Origin of the sequence: Kribbella koreensis (assembly GCF_039525325.1) — a bacterium.
In the GTDB taxonomy this organism is placed as follows: Bacteria; Actinomycetota; Actinomycetes; order Propionibacteriales; family Kribbellaceae; genus Kribbella; species Kribbella koreensis.
In genome coordinates, this window is the sequence record NZ_BAAAHK010000022.1 from 17,805 (window position 1) to 35,278 (window position 17,474).

Consider the following 17,474-nt stretch of genomic DNA (forward strand, 5'->3'; position numbering starts at 1 on the left):
GCTAGACCGGCTTGCACAGACCGCCGGGTTTGGTGGCTTCGGTGAGCAACGTGCCCACCGGGGCCACCAGCGGCTTCAGCTTCGGGTCGTCGAGCCGGGCCAGGCCGCCGCTCGCGGAGACCGCGATGATCATGTCGTCGGGGTGCCGGACGGTCGGCTTGGTGACGCCGACGGAGGCCCAGTCGACCTGTTTCACCGCGTCGGTCAGCGTGTTGAGGAAGCCGGTTTCCAGCTTGCACTTGCCGGGCGCCTTGCCCATCGAGCTGACGCTCGCGACGCCGTCGGTGCCGACCACGACCTGATCGTTGAAGCCGGCGAAACCACCTGTCCGGCTGACTGTCAGCGGGAGTCCGTTGCCGGTGGTGGTACTCGGCGATGGCAAGCTCGCGATCGGCGTGCTCGGGTTGGTGGAGGCGGACGGTGTGCCGCCCGCGCTGGAGTCGTCACCGCATCCAGTCATGATCAGACCGGCGGCGGCTGCCAGTAGTACGAACCGAATGTTTTTCACACCCCATGCATACCCAACTTCGGGGTGACGGCAGACTTCGTGCATGGGCTGGTACACGAATGTCATCCGCTCGTTAGGGCATCGGCAGTGGTTCGCGGTGGCAGGCCGCAATTTGGTACCAATAGACCGCTGGCTGCAACGAAAGACGAACGGCCGAATCACCATCCTCGGCCGATCCGCCTTGCCTACTTTGCTTCTGACGACGCGCGGGCGGAAGTCGGGGCTGCCCCGAACCGTCCCGCTGATCTATGCGCCGGACGGCGACGGCTTCGTCGTCACCGCGTCGAACTGGGGCCAGGAGCACCATCCGGCCTGGTCCGCAAACCTGCTCGCCTCCAGCGAGGCGACCATCTCCCTGGAAGGCGGTCGCGACGTCCCGGTCCGCGCCGCCCTCGCGGAAGGAGCGGAGCGGGACCGGGTCTGGCCACTCGTCACCAAGGTCTGGCCTGCTTACGACACGTACGTCGAACGCAGCGGCCGGGCGATCCGCGTCTTCGTGCTGACCCCCACTAGTTGATCGTCGACACCAGGTTGACCAGGGTGCGGGTCAGCCGGACCCGTTCCTCGAAGAGCTCGAGCCCGCACTCGCTGTACTTGCCGAGCTCTTCCAACGGCAACGCGGTGAAGGTCGCGCGCGCCATCAGCGAGCCGAGGTAGCCGTACAGGACCTCTTCCTTCGACACCGTCATCCCCTCCGCGGCCACTCCCTCCATGAACGCCGAGACGATGACCGTATGGATGGTCGGCAGCTCCTCCGGCGCGAGCTCGCCGGCGTGCGCGAGGCCGACCAGGAGCTGGCCGAGGTCGAACCCGATCGCCTGCGGGCAGTCGAAGCCCCAGTCGATCACGACGAACTCGTCCTGCTTGTCCTCCGGCACCAGCAGGTTCTGCGGACTCGCATCTCCGTGCTGATACGTCTGCGGCAGCGTGTCCAAGCGATCCAGTACGCCGGGCAGCCGGTTCGCCAGCTCGAGTAGCTCGTCCCGCAGCCCGTGGTCGCCGGTCGAGCAGATCGCCTGGGCCAGCAACGGGTGCTGCCAGGTCTGGTCGTCGGCGAGCAGCGGGACCGCTCCGTTCAGCACGCGGCCGCCCGTGTAGTACCGGAGTCCGATGCCGGGGATCTGGACGTTGCCGCGCGGGAACAGCGGCTCGACCAGGTGCATCTGCCGTCGGGCCGACAGCTGGCCGAGCAGGTACGCGGCGTGCTCGAAACGGCCGAGCGGCCAACAGCCCGCCGCCTGGTGGACGTTTTCCATCCACAGGGTCGCGCGATCGTCGTCGTACTCGTCGGCCCGGTACAGCGTCGGCAACCGGAGGCCGTCCGGGAGCACGGCCGCGATGTCGCTGCGGTGGACTTTGAGTTCGAGCTGCCAGGGGAGGTTCTGGATGAATGCCTCCTGGAACTCCTCCGGGACCACGTGGAGCATCGGCCAGTGCCGGACCGACGCGAGCTTCTTGACGAAGACGGACCACTCGACGGTCTCGCCGGAGTGCAGCTCGGCGGTGCCCAGGACGCGCAGCAGGGCCTCGGTGCTCGGCGTACCGATCTCGTAGTCGACCGGTTCGACCCGGGCCGAGGTCGGCACGGCGCCAGGCAGGCCAGTGAGGTCGCGGACCAGGCAGGCCAGCGCGCCCTCGTCGGGTGCGTCCCGGCCGAGCTCGCTCAGTCCGTCGCTGACGGTGGTGGTGTTCATGGGTCCCCCCGGGGTGTTCGGTTCTCCCTCGAATGCTGCCGTCGACCCTTCAGCTCACCTTAAGATCGCGCCGCGCCGAAGAAGTAAAGCAGCCTTACTACCGAGATAGTAAAGTTGCCTTATGACTTCCGTCAACGCCCTTTCGGGCCACGCTGAGGGCCTTCGTGGGCTGCACATCGCCGGGTTGCTCGGGCTCGCGCTCAAGCGGCTGCGCGAGGAGATCCTGGTCGACGGAGAGCAGCAGTTCCCGGGGTTGCGGGTGTCCCACTTCCGGTTGCTGGAGCTGATTCCGGACAGTGGGGCGCGGATCACCGACCTGGCCGAGATCGCCGGCATGACCAAGCAGGGGCTCGGGCAACACGTCGACTACCTGCAGGAGCGCGGGTACGCCGAATCCGAGCGGGTGGCCGGGGATCGGCGGGTCCGGCTGGTCCGGCGTACCGCTGAAGGGGACCGGGCGATGGAGTTCAGCCGGGCGTCGATCGACCGGGTCGAGCAGGAGTGGAAGCGGCGGCTGGGCGCGGAGAAGTTCGAACTGCTCCGCGAGACGCTGGTCGAGGTCTGCGGGCCCCTCGATGAAGAACTCGAGTGGCTTTCGAGGCCCTAGTCAGCTCCGGTACGTCGCGATGCTGACCGCGACGTAGTGGCAGATGAAGGCCGCCACCGTGCAGGCGTGGAAGATCTCGTGGAAGCCGAACCACAGGGGTGACGGGTTCGGCCGCTTGGTGCCGTAGATGACCGCGCCGATCGAGTAGAGCCCGCCGCCGATCGCCAGCAACGCCACCACGGACGCGCCGCCCAGGTGGTAGAAGTCGCCCATCCAGAAGATCGCGACCCAGCCCAGGGCCAGGTAGATCGGGGTGTAGAGCCAGCGCGGGGCGCCGACCCAGAAGATCCGGAACAGGATGCCGATCAGCGCGCCACCCCAGGCCAGGCTGAGCAGCAGGATCCGGTCGTCGCCACGCAGCAGCACCACGCCCAGTGGGGTGTAGGTGCCGGCGATCAGCAAGAAGATGTTGCTGTGGTCGAGCCGGCGCAGGATCGCCTCGCCGGTCGGGCCCCAGTAGAACCGGTGGTACAGCGCGGAGATGCCGAACAGCAACATCGAGCCGAGCGTGTAGACGGCGGCCGCCCAGCGGGCGCTCGTGCTCGGCGCAAGGCAGATCAGCACGATGCCGGCCGCGGTCGCGAACGGGAAGGTGCCGGCGTGCAGCCAGCCGCGCAGTTTCGGCTTCAGCGGCGCGAGCTTGTCCGCCAGCTTGTGCCCGAGCTCGTGGGAGGCGGCTTCCGTCGGGGTGCTGATCGCAGACTTGGCCGTCATCGCCATCCTCTCGTGCGGGCGGAGTTGTACCTACGCAACCGTAACCTACGGAACCGTAGGTTCAATCGTCCGGAAGGATGAATGTAGGCCAGATCACCGGCCTTCAGCAGGTGCCCGGAGTGTCCGACGCGCAAACTCCGGTAAAAGTTCGATCACTCTACGGCAGCGGAAATGTCGGCTAGCCTCAGAAGCCGGAGAGCTTTTGAGGAGAGCACCTGCCCATGCGGACACCTGGCAAGGCAAAGCTGCGCGACGTGGTCTACGGGCTGTACGAGCGCCGGCTGGCGCGCTCGCTGTCACCGGACCGGATGCCCCGCCACATCGGCGTGATCATCGACGGCAACCGGCGCTGGGCCCGGGCGACGGGTGATCCGGTGTCGCGCGGCCACGAGGCGGGTGCGACCAAGATCACCGAGTTCCTGCACTGGTGCGACGAGGTCGGCGTCAAGGTCGTCACGGTCTGGATGCTGTCCACCGACAACCTGACCCGGCCGGCCGAGGAGCTCGAGCCGCTGCTGCGGATCATCGAGTCGACGGTCGAGGAGCTGACCACGATCGGCCAGTGGCGGATCCACCCGGTCGGCGCCCTCGACCTGCTGCCGGCCGCGACGGCCGAAGTGCTGAAGGGCGCCGAGACCGCGACCCAGAACGTCGACGGCATGCTGGTCAACGTCGCGGTCGGGTACGGCGGCCGGCGCGAGCTGGCCGACGCGGTCCGGTCGTTGCTGCTCGAGGAAGCCGCGAAGGGCATCTCGATCGAGGAGCTGGCCGAGCGGGTCGACGTCGAGCACATCGCCGAGCACCTCTACACGAAGGGCCAGCCCGACCCGGACCTGGTGATCAGGACATCGGGGGAGCAGCGGCTGGGCGGCTTCCTGCTCTGGCAGAGCGCGCTGAGCGAGTTCTACTTCTGCGAGGCGCTCTGGCCGGACTTCCGGCACGTCGACTTCCTCCGCGCTATTCGGAGTTACGCCCAACGAGAGCGCCGCTTCGGGACGTGAGTACCGCGGCCTCTGGCGCACCCCGGCCGCACCGGCGGCACGTAGTACGGCGTCTGAGGTAGTACGCGTAGGTAGCTGCGCCTAGGGCTGCGCCCCAGACGACCCAGAGGGTGCCGGGGAGTGCCAGGCCCCACTCGGAGCCTGCGTTGTCGCCGGGGAGGCGGATGTTCATCAGGCCGGCTGGGATCAGGACGACCGCGACGATCGACGCGGGGATGAGGGCCAGCAGGGGTGGGACGCGGCGGCCGGCCTTGAACCAGATCCAGCGGGGGTAGACCTCGCCCCAGCGGTGGACCAGGCCGTGGGTGAGGATGCTGCCGCCGATGCCTAGCGTGGCCATGGCGAGGCCCATCTCGAGCATGCCGGGCGTGTCGACCATCATCTGGTGGAACTCGTGGGTGATGCCGAGTTCCCAGCCGAAGTACCAGGCGACGCGGGTGAACTCGTAGGGGATGTTGGCGACGACGGCGATCAGCACTGCGCGGCGTCCCCAGCGCAGGGCGCCCTCGGGGGTCTGCCAGGCCCTGGGTGGCCTGTCGTCGCGTCCGCAGCTGGCGCAGGCGTTACGGAGCCGCCGGTGGTAGCTGACGGCCGTAGCGGCCCACAGGAGGCCGCCGACGAAGATGATCAGGATGTTCACCCGGTGCCAGTACAGGATGTCCCCGACGCCGTCCTGCGCACCGGGCACCCCGGTGAACGCGAACATGACCAACGCCGGGGACAGGGCAAGCATCGCCAACGGGGTGTAGTCCGGAATGACCAGCGCCAGCAGTACGGCCATCGTCACGGCAAACCCCAGGAACACCCGCCCACTGCTCCGCCTCGTCATCAGCACAGCTACCACCGCGCCGAGCAGGCCTAGGACAACCATTCCTGGGCCAACAACACCTACAGGAGCGCCCTCCAGCAGGGACGCGGTGCGGTGGTCGTCAACAACTGGGGCGAAGGGGTAGCTGGAGCCGCCTGCGGTCCAGTAGATGCCCAGGGCTCCGTAGGTCAGCGACCACAGTGCGGTGGCGTAACCGAGCGTGGTTTTCAGCATGCGAACAGCGTGCGGCGGCGGGCCGCAGTACCGGCTCACCCGGCGGGGTGAACGGCGTCGCCCGGTAGGGGGAAACGTGTAACAAGCCGTTAACCCCGTGGCCGGGCGTGTCGGGCTGCGGGGTTTGCGCGACAGACCTACAGTCCTTAGTGACGGTCGGAGGGGAAGCCGGCTGTCCGGGAGGCCCGATCAGATGAGACGTAATTGCTCGCCGGTAGCCCCATGAGGCGCCGAACGGAGTGCCCGAGACCCACGGTCTCACCCTCACTGATTTCCGGTTCCGCGCGTGCTGCGGGACGGAGGGGGTCTGCACCAGACCTCCGGGTCCGGACCCGGTCCAACACCTAACCACTGGTGGGCCGGGCGTGGTGCACGCTGCGGTCCGAGAGGACGTGCGACATGGCTGCCACCCACGCCAAGGCGTCAAACCCCTCATCCACGCCGGACCAGCGCACTTTCGTGCTGGACACCTCCGTGCTTCTGTCCGACCCGCACGCGATGCTGCGGTTCGACGAGCACGAGGTGGTCATCCCGGTTGTCGTCGTCACCGAACTGGAGGCAAAACGGCATCACCCTGAGCTCGGCTACTTCGCTCGCACCGCGTTGCGCTTGATGGACGAGCTCCGGATCCAGCACGGACGATTGGACGCCCCCCTGCCAGTGGGGGAGAAGGGTGGAATGCTCCGGGTCGAGCTGAATCACACCGATCCCGAGAGCCTGCCGGCCGGTTTCCGGCTCGGCGACAACGACAGCCGGATCCTCGCGGTGGCCTGCAACTTCCAGGCCGAGGGCCGCGACGTCACGCTGGTCTCCAAGGACCTGCCGATGCGGGTCAAGGCCTCGGCCTGCGGCCTGGACGCGGAGGAGTACCGCGCCGAGCTGACGCTGGAGTCCGGCTGGACCGGGATGGACGAGATCGAGGTGCCGACCAGCGACGTCGACTCGCTCTACGAGGACGGCGTACTGGACATCCCCGAGGGGCGGGACTTCCCCACCCACACGGGACTGGTGCTGCTGTCGGAGCGTGGCAGCGCGCTGGGCCGGGTGATGCCGGACAAGCGGATCCGGCTGGTCCGCGGCGACCGGGAGGCCTTCGGGCTCCGGGGCCGCTCGGCCGAGCAGCGGGTCGCACTGGATCTGCTGCTGGACCCGGACGTCGGGATCATCTCGCTCGGCGGCCGCGCCGGTACCGGTAAGTCGGCGCTGGCCCTGTGTGCCGGACTGGAAGCGGTGATGGAGCGGCGCCAGCACAAGAAGGTCGTCGTCTTCCGGCCGCTGTTCGCGGTCGGCGGGCAGGAGCTCGGTTACCTGCCCGGCTCGGAGTCGGAGAAGATGGCGCCCTGGGCGCAGGCGGTGCACGACACGCTGGGCGCGCTGACGAGTCCGGACGTGATCGACGAGGTGATGGACCGCGGCATGCTCGAAGTGATGCCGCTGACCCACATCCGCGGCCGGTCGCTGCACGACGCGTTCGTGATCGTCGACGAGGCTCAGTCGCTGGAGCGCAACGTGCTGCTCACGGTGCTGTCCCGGATCGGCGCGAACTCGCGGGTGGTGCTCACCCACGACGTCGCGCAGCGCGACAACCTGCGGGTCGGCCGGCACGACGGCGTGGTCGCGGTGGTGGAGAAGCTGAAGGGTCACCCACTTTTCGCGCACGTCACGCTGACCCGGTCGGAGCGCTCGCCGATCGCCGCGCTGGTGACCGAGATGCTGGAGGACGTCCAGCTCTAGCGGCCGGTCTGTAAAACAGAAGTAAGACTTTCGCGCTACCCGGTGCGGCCACACGCCATGTGGCCGCACCGTTCATTGTGACGTTGTTGTGATCACGCTCTGATTAGGCCAGAGTATGTTCCTGTTGCAGCCGACGGGGGTCGGGTAACTCGGAAGGACAGATGAAAGCCAAGCGCTCCGTCGCGATCCTCGCGGTCAGTGGGATCGTCGTCGTCTCCGTTGTCGCAGGCCTCGACCTCTTCGCCTCCCCCGGGAGCGCGACCGCGTCCGACCCGGTCTCCGGGCGCGCCGAGATGGCCGTGCTGAACAGTGAGCGGGCCCAGGCGGCCAAGTCGCCGAAGCCGAAGGAACTGAGTCCCGCGGAGCAGGCCCAGGAGGTCATTCAGCTCCGCAACCAGATCGAGGCCGTCGAGTCGGCCCGCAAGGCCGCGCAGGACCAGTCGGACCTGCGGCAGAAGGCCAAGAACACCGCGATGGCCCGGTACAAGGCGCTGCAGAAGACCCAGCGCAGCTCGAGCGAGGAGCGCGCCAGCCGCGACGCCGAGCGGAAGAAGTTCGAGGGCACGCCGAAGCAGATCGCGAAGAACCTGCTCGCCGACCACGGCTGGAAGGACAGCCAGTTCGGCTGCCTGGAGAGCCTGTGGAACAAAGAGTCGCGCTGGCGCGTCGACGCCGACAACCCGAGCTCCACGGCGTACGGCATCCCGCAGGCGCTGCCCGGCAACCGGATGGCGGCGTACGGCAAGGACTGGCGCACCAACCCGGTCACCCAGATCAAGTGGGGCCTGGACTACATCGACAACACCTACGGCTCCCCCTGCAGCGCCTGGGCGCACTCGCAGAACAAGGGCTGGTACTAACCGCCCTGAATCCTTACGTCCGAAGAACTAGTGGGACGTCTGCTCCACTTCTTCGGACGTAGCGGGGCCACGCCATCCTCGGGCGAGGAGGGCGGTGCGGATCTGGGTGACGAACCTGGCGGGCTCGGTGCGAAGGGCCAGGACCGGGATTCTCAGGACGGTCGAGCGGTTGTTGGTGAGGTCGTTCTGGCGCAACGCGTCGGCGATCAAGGCCGGTGCCTCGGCATGATGGATTCCGTCGATCTCGACGATCAGTCCGTACTCCGTCCACTCGGCATCGAACGAACGCCTTGCCGTGCGGTCGATCGTGCAGCACCTGGCGGTCGGGCTCGGGCAATCCGGCGTGCCGACACAACCGGGCGAAGTCCAGTTCACCGAGGGACTCGGCTCCATCGCGGAGGTCGCGCAGTACCGTCAGCAGAAGCGGCCGGCGGCGATGTCTCTTCACATCGTCCATCGCTGTCGTCAAAGCATCTACCTTGACCAGCCGTTGCTGCACGGCCATTACCAGCACCAGTGCCGCCTGACGGTCGGAAACGGCCCACAAGGCGCCGCGCACGGCAGCGATCGCAGGCCTGGTGCGGGGGAGTCCGGCCCCAGTCAGATCCCCTGGCCGCCGCCTCCTGGTTTCGTGGATCCGGGCACCCGGCCAGCTCCTCGGCCTTCCGGATTTCGGCATCGACACATGAAGCACAGGTTCGTCGAATCCTTTGAGACCAGCAGCCTGTAAGGCAGTCACGCCATCCAGCGCGGCCTGCGAGCCAACCTCGAGTACGGCGGTCCACCACAGCCCTCGCTGGTCGAGAGTGCCGGTCTTGCTGCTGACCGTCTGTGGGCCGGTCAGGCGCCAGCGCCCAGCCTTCACTTCTGCCCGCACGTCCCAGCGGCTGAGGCCGGCGGCGTACAACTGGCGCCTGCTCGCCACGCCGTACTGGTCCGCGAACAGCTGTCTCGTCAGGCGCGCCCGCTCCGCGCGGGCAGCTCGCGCAACCTCCCCCGGCTTCCGCCGCCCCTCCCAGTCACTCCCCATCCCCAGAGCATCCCTCCCGCCCCCCTCCCCCCACCACTCCCACCCTCTCCCCCTGTGGACAGCCCATCTCTTACGTCCGAAGAAGTGTGGTTGACGTCCCTCCGCTTCTTCGGACGTAAGCGTGCGGGAGGATGTTGGGGTGAGCGAGGTGGCGCGGGCGGTCAGTGAGCGGGGCGAGTTGTTACTGCGGCGGCGCGGAGACGGGGCGCTGGAGTTGCGGGTCAACGGCGTCTTCGTGATGGACGACGTCGAGACGTCCAGCGAGGAGTTGCTGGCGTCTGCGGCGCTGGATGCGGTACTGCGGCCTGCGCGGGTGCTGGTGGGTGGGCTGGGACTCGGGTACACCGTGCGTTCTCTGTTGGCCGACTCGCGGGTGTCGTCTGTCCTGGTCGCCGAGATCGAGCCGGCTGTGGTCGAGTGGATGCGGTCGGGGCTGGTGCCGTCGGTGCTCGACGATGCGCGGGTCTCGGTGGTGGTGGGGGATGTGCGGGACGTCGTACTGGCTCAGCCTGCGGCGTCGTTGGACGGGGTGCTGCTCGATGTGGACAATGGGCCGGACTTCCTTGTCCACAACGAGAATTCGGCGCTCTACGAGAGTGAATTCCTGGCTGAGTGCCGCGGTCGGCTGGCCCCCGGCGGGGTGCTGACGGTGTGGTCGTCGTCGGCCTCTGCCGCTTTGGAAGCGGTGATGCGCGAGGTCTTCGGTGCGTGCTCCGTGCGGCCTGTTCCCGTTGTTCTGCAGGGACGAGACGAGATGTACTACGTCTATCAGGGTGGCTCCTAGCCTCGACGTACTCTGCAGGTATGGGAGACAACGTGGAATTCAGGATCGAGCACGACACGATGGGCGAGGTCAAGGTGCCCCGCGACGCGTTGTGGCGGGCGCAGACCCAGCGCGCGGTGGAGAACTTCCCGATCTCCGGCCAGCCGCTGGCGCCGGCCCTCGTGCACGCGCTCGCCCAGATCAAGGCCTCGGCCGCGGTGGTGAACGCGGAGCTCGGCGTGGTGGACGGCAAGCTTGCCGACGGCATCGTCGCGGCGGCCGACCGGGTGACGGCCGGCGAGTTCGACGCCGAGTTCCCGATCGATGTGTTCCAGACGGGGTCCGGCACGTCGACCAATATGAACGTGAACGAGGTGCTGGCCACGCTCGCGACCCGGGCGCTGGACGCCGAGGTGCACCCGAACGATCACGTGAACGCCAGTCAGTCGAGTAACGACACCTTCCCGTCGGCGATCCACGTCGCGGCGACGGCCGGGGTTGTGCAGGATCTGTTGCCGGCGCTGGAGCACTTGGTGGAATCCCTGTCTCGTAAGGGATCTGAGTTCGCGTCGGTGGTGAAGTCCGGGCGGACGCACTTGATGGACGCGACGCCGGTGACGCTGGGGCAGGAGTTCAACGGGTACGCGGCGCAGATCAGCCGGGGTGCGGACCGGGTTCGGGCGACGCTGCCCCGGGTGACCGAGTTGCCGCTTGGTGGGACAGCGGTCGGGACGGGCATCAACACGCCGGCCGGTTTTGCGGGGAAGGTGATCGCCGAGCTCAATCGGCGTACCGGGCTCGAGCTTCGTGAGGCTGCTGACCACTTCGAGGCGCAGGGGGCTCGCGACGGGCTGGTGGAGTTGTCGGGGCAGCTGAAGACGATCGCGGTCAGCTTGACGAAGATCTGCAACGACCTGCGCTGGATGGGGTCCGGGCCGCGCGCGGGGCTGGGTGAGATCGCGCTGCCGGATCTGCAGCCGGGGTCGAGCATCATGCCGGGCAAGGTGAATCCGGTGATCTGTGAGGCGACGCTGATGGTGGCCGCGCAGGTGATCGGCAACGACACCACGATCACGGTGGCCGGGGCCGGCGGCAACTTCGAGCTGAACGTGATGCTGCCGGTGATCGCGCGCAACCTGCTCGAGTCGATCCAGCTGCTGAGCAATGCGTCCCGGCTGCTTGCCGATCGGTGCGTCGACGGCATCACCGCTCACGTTGAGCATGCCCGCGCGCTGGCCGAGTCGTCGCCGTCGATCGTCACGCCGCTGAACAAGTACATCGGGTACGAGAACGCGGCCGCGGTGGCGAAGAGCGCGCTCAAGCAGGGCAAGTCGATCCGGGAGGTCGTGATCGAGAACGGTCACGTCAGCAACGGCGACCTGACCGAGGAGCAGCTCGACGCCGCGCTCGACGTGCTCTCGATGACCCGGCCGGCCGGGTCGTGACGGCGGAGACGACGACCGGGGTCGAGCTGTACTGGGCGCCCGGCACGAGGATCGAGTGGGTTTACGAGGGGACCGGACGCTTCAGCGAGCTGCCGAACGTGCGGCCGATGACGGTGGTGCGGGACGACGAGGACGGCTTGGTCGCCTGGCTGGCGCCCGGTACTCCGGTGATCAAACCCGTGCTGCTGGACGGACGCGAGACGCGGCATGCGGGTCCGGAGGGCATGTTCACCGAGGACCGGGTGCTCAAGCTCGACATCTGGCACGGCACCGGCATCCTCAAGGTCGCCCCGGCCGGGAAACCCTGGTCGGTCTGGCACTTCTGGTCGTCCGACGAGACGTTCCTGGGCTGGTACGTGAACCTCGAGTCCGAGCACCAACGCGACCTCGAGGCCAAGCGCACCACCTCTCAGGACTACGTCCTGGACCTCTGGATCCACCCCGACCGCCGGATCGAGTGGAAGGACGAAGACGAGTTGGAGGGCGCCGTCGCCGCCGGCCGCTACACCCAGGCGGAGGCCGACCGCATCACCGCGAGCGCCCACACCGCCATCCAGGACATCGAGGCCTGGACCACCCCCTTCTCCGAAGACTGGCAATCCTGGCGCCCAGACCCCCACCTACGCCTCCCCGAAGCCCCCACCGGCCACGCCGTAACCCACATAGCCAAGGAGCTCCTGGGCTGACCCCCCGAGCCACCGGCGAGTGCGTGGCGCGCGCAAGCCGGCTGTCGTTGGGCGACGTGCGCGCCTGCTCGTGTGGTTCGTGCGTGCCTGTGAGGTTGTCGAAGCTCGGCCGGATTTGGTTGCTGATGGCAACCGGTGATTGCCGGTGCATGCCTAACTCGGACGGGCAATCGCTTACCCCGGCGTGTCGAGGCTGATCCCGGGAGTTGTGCGTGCGTGGCGGTCCGCCGATGCCCTCTGACGCGTGACAGTCGTTGGGCAGGGCGCGACCGCCTGCGGGACGGCTGGCGGGAGGGCTGAAACCCGTTGGAGTTCGACCGCGGTAGGTGCTGGAGTGGGCGGGTGGAGAGCGATGGGGTTCGGCGGGCCGATGGATCGGCGACGGCGCATGCGGAGCGGTTGGGGCGGGTTTATGGGCCGGTGACTTGGGATGTGTACGAGCAGTTGGATCGGAGTTTGGGGCCGCGCGGGCCCGAGTGGTTGGTGGAGCGGGCGGCTGGGTGGTTGAGGGCGGGGGATTCCGTGCTTGATGCGGGGTGCCGGGATGGGGCTCAGCTCATTCGGTTGGTGGGGGAGCGGGATGTCACGGGGTACGGGATCGATCCGGTGGAGCTTCATGTGCGGCAGGCTCGGGAGGCGGTGGAGGCTGCTGGGCTGGAGGAGCGGATCAGCGTTGAGCGGCTCGGGATGGAGGAGCTGGCCGGGAGTGAGCGGTGGTTCGATCTGATCTGGTGTCGTGAGGTGGTGCCGCAATTGGAGGATTTGGCTGGGGCGTTGGCGGGGGCTGCGTCTGTGCTCAAGGCGGATGGGCGGATGGTGGTGTTCACCCAGACGGCGACGGAGCTGCTGACTGCCGGTGAGGCCGAGATGATGAGTCGGCATCTGGGCAATGTGATCGCCAACCTGGACGAAGCGACGCTCGAGACGGCCTTTGCCGGCGCCGGGCTGGTGGTCGACGAGAAGGACGTGATCGGGACGGAGTGGCGGGAGTACGCCGAGGAGCGCACGCAACCCGTCTCGCGGGCGCTGCTGCGGCTGGCGCGGCTTCGGCGTATCAGGGAAGCGGTGGTCGCCGAGCATGGTGCGGACGTCTATCAGCATGTGGAGGCGAACCTGCACTGGGAGGTGTATCAGTTCCTCGGGAAACTTCGGCCGACGGTTTATGTCCTCAAACGCGGTGATCGCTCCTAACCTGGACAGATGGCGATCATGGACACCGGCTGCCGGGCGTTGTTGATCAACGGCGGCGGGGGAGCCGGCAAGACGGCGGTCGGGCAGGCGATCGGGCGGATCCTCACCGATCGGATGCTGCCGACGGCCGTGATCGACCTGGACGCGCTCGCGCAGTACGGGCCGGCGCCGGCGCATCAACGGGGATTCCACGACCGGCTGAAGGTGCGCAACCTCAAGGCCGTCTGGGCGACCTACCGGGCGGCGGGTGCGCGGTTCGTGCTGGTCAGCGGGGTGATCGAGACGGCTGAGCTGCGGGAGGGTTACACGGCCAGCCTGACCGGGTGCGACGTACAGATGGTGCGGCTGGAGCGGGCGCGGGTGGAGTACGACGGGCATGCCGCGGTCGAGGACTTCACCGTGGTGAACGACCGCAAGCTGCCGAAGGTCGCCAACGAGATCCTGGAGATCGCCGGCTGGCCCACCAGCTGACCGCGGCCGCCCGACGCAACGGCTCGATCACGACCGGCGCTTTCTGGCGGCGGCGGGTTTACCGTGAAAAACATGCACACCATCGAACTGAACGACGAGGAGCTCCGGCTGCTGCGATCCGCCCTGCGCTCCTACCTCCAGGCCTTCGGTCACAACGAAGCCGACCTGCTCCGTGCCGCCAAGCACCTGATGATCAAACTCCCCGACCCGGCGACAACCGCCGCCAACGCCAGCTAGCCAGCCGGCCGACGGCCGGCCGGCGCGCTGCGAGGGCGCCTCCGGGCGAACACCTTCGCCGGTATCAACCGGCGAAGGTCGAGCCGATTTCCGCCAGGGCGCCTTCGAGAAGGCGGACGGCCTTCGGCCCGATGCCGTGCATGGCGAGCAGTTCCCGGCGGCTCAGCCCGGCGACCTGCGCCAGGCTGGTGACCCCGGCGGCCATCAGCGCGCTGGTCGCCGGCCGGCCGATCGCCGGCAGGTCGCCGACCTGGGCCGGGCCGTCCTCGGTGCTCATCCTCAGCTGCGGGGGCGGACGGTCAGCGGGACCGGCTTGCGGGTGTCGGTGAAGAAGTCGTTGCCCTTGTCGTCGACCACGACGAAGGCGGGGAAGTCCTCGACCTCGATCTTCCAGACGGCTTCCATCCCGAGTTCGGCGTACTCGATCACGTCGACGGACTTGATGCAGTCCTGCGCCAGCCGGGCCGCGGGCCCGCCGATCGAGCCGAGGTAGAAGCCGCCGTGTTCCTTGCAGGCCTTGGTGACCTGGGCCGAGCGGTTGCCCTTGGCAAGCATCACGAAGGAGCCGCCGGCGGCCTGGAACTGGTCGACGTACGCGTCCATCCGGCCGGCCGTGGTCGGGCCGAAGGAGCCGGAGGCGTAGCCCTCGGGGGTTTTCGCGGGGCCGGCGTAGTACACGGCGTGGTCCTTCAGGTACTGCGGCATCGGCTCGCCGGCGTCGAGGCGCTCCTTGATCTTGGCGTGCGCGATGTCGCGGGCGACGACGAGCGGCCCGTTCAGCGACAGCCGGGTCTTCACCGGCAGCTTCGACAGCTCGGCGCGGATCTCCGCCATCGGCCGGTTCAGGTCGATCCGTACGACGTCGGAATCGTCGGAGAGATGCTCGTCGGTCGTGTCCGGCAGGAAGCGGGCCGGGTCGCGCTCGAGCTGCTCCAGGAAGACGCCCTCCGGGGTGATCTTGGCCAGCGCCTGCCGGTCCGCCGAACAGGAGACCGCGATCGCGACCGGGCAGGACGCGCCGTGCCGCGGCAGCCGGATCACCCGGACGTCGTGGCAGAAGTACTTGCCGCCGAACTGCGCGCCGATCCCGAACTCCTGGGTCAGCTCGAAGACCTTCTGCTCCAGTTCCAGGTCGCGGAACCCGTTGCCCAGCGGCGATCCGGTCGTCGGCAGCGCGTCGAGGTAGTGCGCCGACGCGTACTTCGCCGTCTTCAGCGCGTACTCCGCGGAGGTGCCGCCGACCACGATCGCCAGGTGGTACGGCGGGCAGGCGGCGGTACCGAGCGAGCGGATCTTCTCGTCCAGGAACTTCATCATCCCGTCCGGGTTGAGCACAGCCTTGGTCTCCTGGAACAGGAACGACTTGTTCGCCGAGCCGCCGCCCTTGGCCATGAAGAGGAACTTGTACGCCGGGTCCGCGGCGGCCGAGCCGGGCGTCGAGTACAGCTCGATCTGGGCCGGCAGGTTCGAGCCGGTGTTCTTCTCGTCCCACATGGTCAGCGGCGCCATCTGCGAGTAGCGCAGGTTGAGCTTGGTGTACGCGTCGTACACGCCGCGGCTGATCCACTCCTCGTCGACCGCGCCGGTCAGCACGCCCTCGGACTTCTTGCCCATCACGATCGCGGTGCCGGTGTCCTGGCACATCGGCAGCACGCCGCCGGCCGAGATGTTCGCGTTCTTCAGCAGGTCGAGCGCGACGAACCGGTCGTTGCCGGACGCTTCCGGGTCGTCGATGATGCGCCGGAGCTGGGCGAGGTGCGCAGTACGGAGGTAGTGCGAGATGTCGTGCATCGCTTCGGCGGTGAGCTGCTGCAGCACCTCGGGCTCCACCTGCAGGAAGGTGCGCCCGCCCGCGGTGAACGTGCTGACCCCCTCGGTGGTGAGGAGCCGGTACTCCGTGTCGTCGGCACCCAGCGGGAGCAGTTCGGAGTAGTTGAAGTCGGCGGACACCGGTCGTACCTCCAGGGCAAGTGGTCTCAGAACCCCATAAGCCTAGTTCCGTGCCCTGGAGACCGCAGCGACGGGCCGGTACCGGAGTACCGGCCCGTCTTGTGACCGGGGCTCAGTACCAGTCGGTGCTGGCGACGAGGTTGCCGCTGGTGGCCGTGTTGCAGACCAGCAGCGCGCGGGCGAGCCGGCCGTTCAGGTTGTTGGCGATCCGGGTGTAGGCGAAGTTGTCACCGGGGTCGACGGTCTCCCACATCCGTCCCTCCTCGCGGCGGTCGCCGTTGGCGTCGCGCTGGATCGTCGCCTGGCAGCTGCCGGGCGCGTTGCTGATCCGCGCGTAGGCGCCACAGCGGCTGGAGTAGTAGAACTCCAGCTTCACGTGGTGGCCTTCCCAGTCGCCGTACTGCACGGGGCCGCCGGGCATATCGGACGGGAGCGAGAAGGTGCCGGAGCAACCGGCCACGGTCGGGTAGGAGTTCTCGTTCGGGTAGGCGCCGAAGTCGCCTTGGACGAAGGGCGCCGCCTGGGCGGCGGTCGGGGTCAGGAGAACGATGAAGGCCGCGCTCGCCGCGACGAGCGCCGTCAGAAGTCGCTTCAAGAAACTGCTCCTCGTTGCCGGGGTCAGGATCGCCATCCACGGTGGTTGTGGTCGCGCTGCGTTGTCAACGATTTACTTTCGGTCTAAGTGTTCAGGCGAGTCAGGGGCGTGATCAGGGTCGATTCGGGGATCTGACGTATCCGCGGCGGGCCGGTGCCGCGCGTAGAGTTTTGGTGTGGCCGACAATGAGTTCCCGCAGCCGAACCGTCCGCAGGACACGCCTCGCCAGGACAGCGTGCCGGCGCCGACCGGGGACGAACTGGCGCTGCGCAGACGGGTGTCGGATCTCGAGCGGGAAGAGGTCGCCGACGTACTGCGGGAAGCCGCGGGCGAGGGCCGGCTGAGCTACACCGAGCTCGAGGATCGGCTGGAGACGTTGTACTCCGCCAAGACGTACGGCGAGCTGGTCGAGATCGCCTCCGATCTCCCCAACGGCCCGACGCTGGCAGCCGGCGCGGCCGCCGTCGCGCCGATCAGCCACACCAGCCCGGGCCCCGGGATGACGGTGCACGCCCCGGTCATCAACGTCTTCCTGTCCGACCAGAAGCGCATCGGCAACTGGATCGCACCCGAGCGCCAGGAGGTCAACGCGGTCCTCGGCGACGTCACCCTCGACTACACCGAGGCGCACGTCCCGTACAACGAGATCTTCATCGACGTGAAGTCGATCCTCGCCGACGTGAAGATCCGCGTCCCCCGCAACGCGATCGTCCACCTCGACAGCAACCCGATCCTCGGCTCGGTCTCCGAGCAGGACTCCGCCCTGGGCGCCGTCGAGGAACCGCAGTCGGCCCCCAAGGTCTTCCACATCCGCGGCACCGCCATCCTCGGCGAAATCAAAATCAAACGGGGCCCCCGCCTCACCAAACGCCTCGGCCTCACCTGACCCAGCCGAGGGCGGTTGAGCTGGGTTGCTGTGCGGCAATGCCGGCTGGACCCGGAGGGG

Annotated in this window: 20 protein-coding genes; 12 read left to right on the plus strand and 8 right to left on the minus strand. The window is 68.1% G+C overall.

Annotation, left to right across the window (positions count from 1 at the left end; all coding sequences use genetic code 11):
• Position 1: 1 nt before the first annotated feature.
• Positions 2-508, minus strand: a complete 507-nt coding sequence (locus ABD116_RS37905; RefSeq protein WP_343982305.1) for a hypothetical protein — start codon at positions 506-508, stop codon at positions 2-4.
• 43 nt (positions 509-551) lie between these two features.
• On the opposite strand from ABD116_RS37905, the gene ABD116_RS37910 reads away from it, so the two are divergent.
• Positions 552-1,025 (plus strand): nitroreductase family deazaflavin-dependent oxidoreductase, encoded by a 474-nt coding sequence (locus tag ABD116_RS37910; protein ID WP_343982307.1) that lies wholly within the window; start codon positions 552-554, stop codon positions 1,023-1,025.
• Here the strand turns inward: ABD116_RS37910 and ABD116_RS37915 are convergent.
• Positions 1,018-2,202, minus strand: a complete 1,185-nt coding sequence (locus ABD116_RS37915; protein WP_343982309.1) for a phosphotransferase — start codon at positions 2,200-2,202, stop codon at positions 1,018-1,020. The two genes, ABD116_RS37910 and ABD116_RS37915, sit on opposite strands and share 8 nt — an antisense overlap.
• Positions 2,203-2,323: 121 nt before the next feature.
• Here ABD116_RS37915 and ABD116_RS37920 point away from each other — a divergent pair, with 121 nt between their 5' ends.
• Complete coding sequence (locus ABD116_RS37920) at positions 2,324-2,809, plus strand: MarR family winged helix-turn-helix transcriptional regulator (RefSeq protein WP_343982311.1); 486 nt, start codon at positions 2,324-2,326, stop codon at positions 2,807-2,809.
• Here ABD116_RS37920 and trhA read toward each other — a convergent pair whose 3' ends face one another.
• On the minus strand, positions 2,810-3,523 hold the full coding sequence (trhA, locus tag ABD116_RS37925) for a PAQR family membrane homeostasis protein TrhA (protein WP_343982313.1): 714 nt from the start codon (positions 3,521-3,523) through the stop codon (positions 2,810-2,812).
• A 221-nt stretch (positions 3,524-3,744) separates the two neighbouring features.
• Between trhA and ABD116_RS37930 the strand changes: the two genes are divergently transcribed.
• Positions 3,745-4,524: an isoprenyl transferase gene (locus tag ABD116_RS37930; protein ID WP_343982315.1), complete on the plus strand. Its 780-nt coding sequence runs from the start codon at positions 3,745-3,747 to the stop codon at positions 4,522-4,524.
• Here the strand turns inward: ABD116_RS37930 and ABD116_RS37935 are convergent.
• Positions 4,481-5,566, minus strand: a complete 1,086-nt coding sequence (locus ABD116_RS37935) for an NYN domain-containing protein (RefSeq protein WP_343982317.1) — start codon at positions 5,564-5,566, stop codon at positions 4,481-4,483. The genes ABD116_RS37930 and ABD116_RS37935 overlap by 44 nt on opposite strands.
• A gap of 399 nt (positions 5,567-5,965) precedes the next feature.
• Here ABD116_RS37935 and phoH2 point away from each other — a divergent pair, with 399 nt between their 5' ends.
• Together phoH2 and ABD116_RS37945 are read left to right on the plus strand one after the other, a co-directional pair.
• Positions 5,966-7,300 carry an RNA 5'-3' helicase PhoH2 gene (gene phoH2 / locus ABD116_RS37940; RefSeq protein WP_328328195.1) on the plus strand — a complete coding sequence of 445 codons (1,335 nt, stop codon included), beginning with the start codon at positions 5,966-5,968 and terminating at the stop codon, positions 7,298-7,300.
• 161 nt (positions 7,301-7,461) lie between these two features.
• On the plus strand, positions 7,462-8,160 hold the full coding sequence (locus ABD116_RS37945) for an aggregation-promoting factor C-terminal-like domain-containing protein (protein WP_343982321.1): 699 nt from the start codon (positions 7,462-7,464) through the stop codon (positions 8,158-8,160).
• Between the two features lie 27 nt (positions 8,161-8,187).
• On the opposite strand, the gene ABD116_RS37950 is transcribed toward ABD116_RS37945, so the two are convergent.
• A complete protein-coding gene (locus ABD116_RS37950; RefSeq protein WP_343982323.1) occupies positions 8,188-8,535 on the minus strand; it encodes a hypothetical protein in 348 nt (115 codons plus the stop codon).
• Positions 8,536-9,329: 794 nt separating this feature from the next.
• On the opposite strand from ABD116_RS37950, the gene ABD116_RS37955 reads away from it, so the two are divergent.
• From ABD116_RS37955 to ABD116_RS37980, 6 genes are all read left to right on the plus strand, one after another.
• Positions 9,330-9,974 (plus strand): spermine/spermidine synthase domain-containing protein, encoded by a 645-nt coding sequence (locus tag ABD116_RS37955; protein ID WP_343982327.1) that lies wholly within the window; start codon positions 9,330-9,332, stop codon positions 9,972-9,974.
• Positions 9,975-9,994: 20 nt separating this feature from the next.
• Positions 9,995-11,398 carry a class II fumarate hydratase gene (locus ABD116_RS37960; RefSeq protein ID WP_343982330.1) on the plus strand — a complete coding sequence of 468 codons (1,404 nt, stop codon included), beginning with the start codon at positions 9,995-9,997 and terminating at the stop codon, positions 11,396-11,398.
• Positions 11,395-12,084, plus strand: a complete 690-nt coding sequence (locus ABD116_RS37965; RefSeq protein ID WP_343982333.1) for a DUF402 domain-containing protein — start codon at positions 11,395-11,397, stop codon at positions 12,082-12,084. Before ABD116_RS37960 ends, ABD116_RS37965 begins: the two co-directional genes overlap by 4 nt.
• Before the next feature lie 342 nt (positions 12,085-12,426).
• Entirely contained in the window at positions 12,427-13,275 is an 849-nt protein-coding gene (locus ABD116_RS37970) for an SAM-dependent methyltransferase (RefSeq protein ID WP_343982335.1), read from the plus strand.
• Positions 13,276-13,284: 9 nt separating this feature from the next.
• A complete protein-coding gene (locus ABD116_RS37975; protein ID WP_343982338.1) occupies positions 13,285-13,746 on the plus strand; it encodes a hypothetical protein in 462 nt (153 codons plus the stop codon).
• A 72-nt stretch (positions 13,747-13,818) separates the two neighbouring features.
• A complete protein-coding gene (locus ABD116_RS37980) occupies positions 13,819-13,983 on the plus strand; it encodes a hypothetical protein (protein ID WP_328328179.1) in 165 nt (54 codons plus the stop codon).
• Positions 13,984-14,047: 64 nt separating this feature from the next.
• Here ABD116_RS37980 and ABD116_RS37985 read toward each other — a convergent pair whose 3' ends face one another.
• The 3 genes from ABD116_RS37985 to ABD116_RS37995 all read right to left on the minus strand — a co-directional run bounded on the left by ABD116_RS37985 (position 14,048) and on the right by ABD116_RS37995 (position 16,528).
• Positions 14,048-14,260, minus strand: coding sequence for a helix-hairpin-helix domain-containing protein (locus ABD116_RS37985; protein ID WP_343982341.1), 213 nt, complete (start codon positions 14,258-14,260; stop codon positions 14,048-14,050).
• 2 nt (positions 14,261-14,262) lie between these two features.
• Positions 14,263-15,933, minus strand: coding sequence for a fumarate hydratase (locus ABD116_RS37990; protein ID WP_343982343.1), 1,671 nt, complete (start codon positions 15,931-15,933; stop codon positions 14,263-14,265).
• A gap of 112 nt (positions 15,934-16,045) precedes the next feature.
• A complete protein-coding gene (locus ABD116_RS37995) occupies positions 16,046-16,528 on the minus strand; it encodes a hypothetical protein (RefSeq protein WP_343982346.1) in 483 nt (160 codons plus the stop codon).
• Between the two features lie 175 nt (positions 16,529-16,703).
• Here ABD116_RS37995 and ABD116_RS38000 point away from each other — a divergent pair, with 175 nt between their 5' ends.
• Positions 16,704-17,414, plus strand: coding sequence for a DUF1707 SHOCT-like domain-containing protein (locus ABD116_RS38000; protein ID WP_343982349.1), 711 nt, complete (start codon positions 16,704-16,706; stop codon positions 17,412-17,414).
• Positions 17,415-17,474: the final 60 nt, after the last annotated feature.

Coding starts and splice junctions, on each gene's coding strand:
- ABD116_RS37910 (WP_343982307.1), top strand. CDS start 552: ATGGGCTGGTACACGAATGTCATCCGCTCGTTAGGGCATCGGCAGTGG.
- ABD116_RS37915 (WP_343982309.1), bottom strand. CDS start 2,202: ATGAACACCACCACCGTCAGCGACGGACTGAGCGAGCTCGGCCGGGAC.
- ABD116_RS37920 (WP_343982311.1), top strand. CDS start 2,324: ATGACTTCCGTCAACGCCCTTTCGGGCCACGCTGAGGGCCTTCGTGGG.
- trhA (WP_343982313.1), bottom strand. CDS start 3,523: ATGACGGCCAAGTCTGCGATCAGCACCCCGACGGAAGCCGCCTCCCAC.
- ABD116_RS37930 (WP_343982315.1), top strand. CDS start 3,745: ATGCGGACACCTGGCAAGGCAAAGCTGCGCGACGTGGTCTACGGGCTG.
- ABD116_RS37935 (WP_343982317.1), bottom strand. CDS start 5,566: ATGCTGAAAACCACGCTCGGTTACGCCACCGCACTGTGGTCGCTGACC.
- phoH2 (WP_328328195.1), top strand. CDS start 5,966: ATGGCTGCCACCCACGCCAAGGCGTCAAACCCCTCATCCACGCCGGAC.
- ABD116_RS37945 (WP_343982321.1), top strand. CDS start 7,462: ATGAAAGCCAAGCGCTCCGTCGCGATCCTCGCGGTCAGTGGGATCGTC.
- ABD116_RS37960 (WP_343982330.1), top strand. CDS start 9,995: ATGGGAGACAACGTGGAATTCAGGATCGAGCACGACACGATGGGCGAG.
- ABD116_RS37975 (WP_343982338.1), top strand. CDS start 13,285: ATGGCGATCATGGACACCGGCTGCCGGGCGTTGTTGATCAACGGCGGC.
- ABD116_RS37980 (WP_328328179.1), top strand. CDS start 13,819: ATGCACACCATCGAACTGAACGACGAGGAGCTCCGGCTGCTGCGATCC.
- ABD116_RS37985 (WP_343982341.1), bottom strand. CDS start 14,260: ATGAGCACCGAGGACGGCCCGGCCCAGGTCGGCGACCTGCCGGCGATC.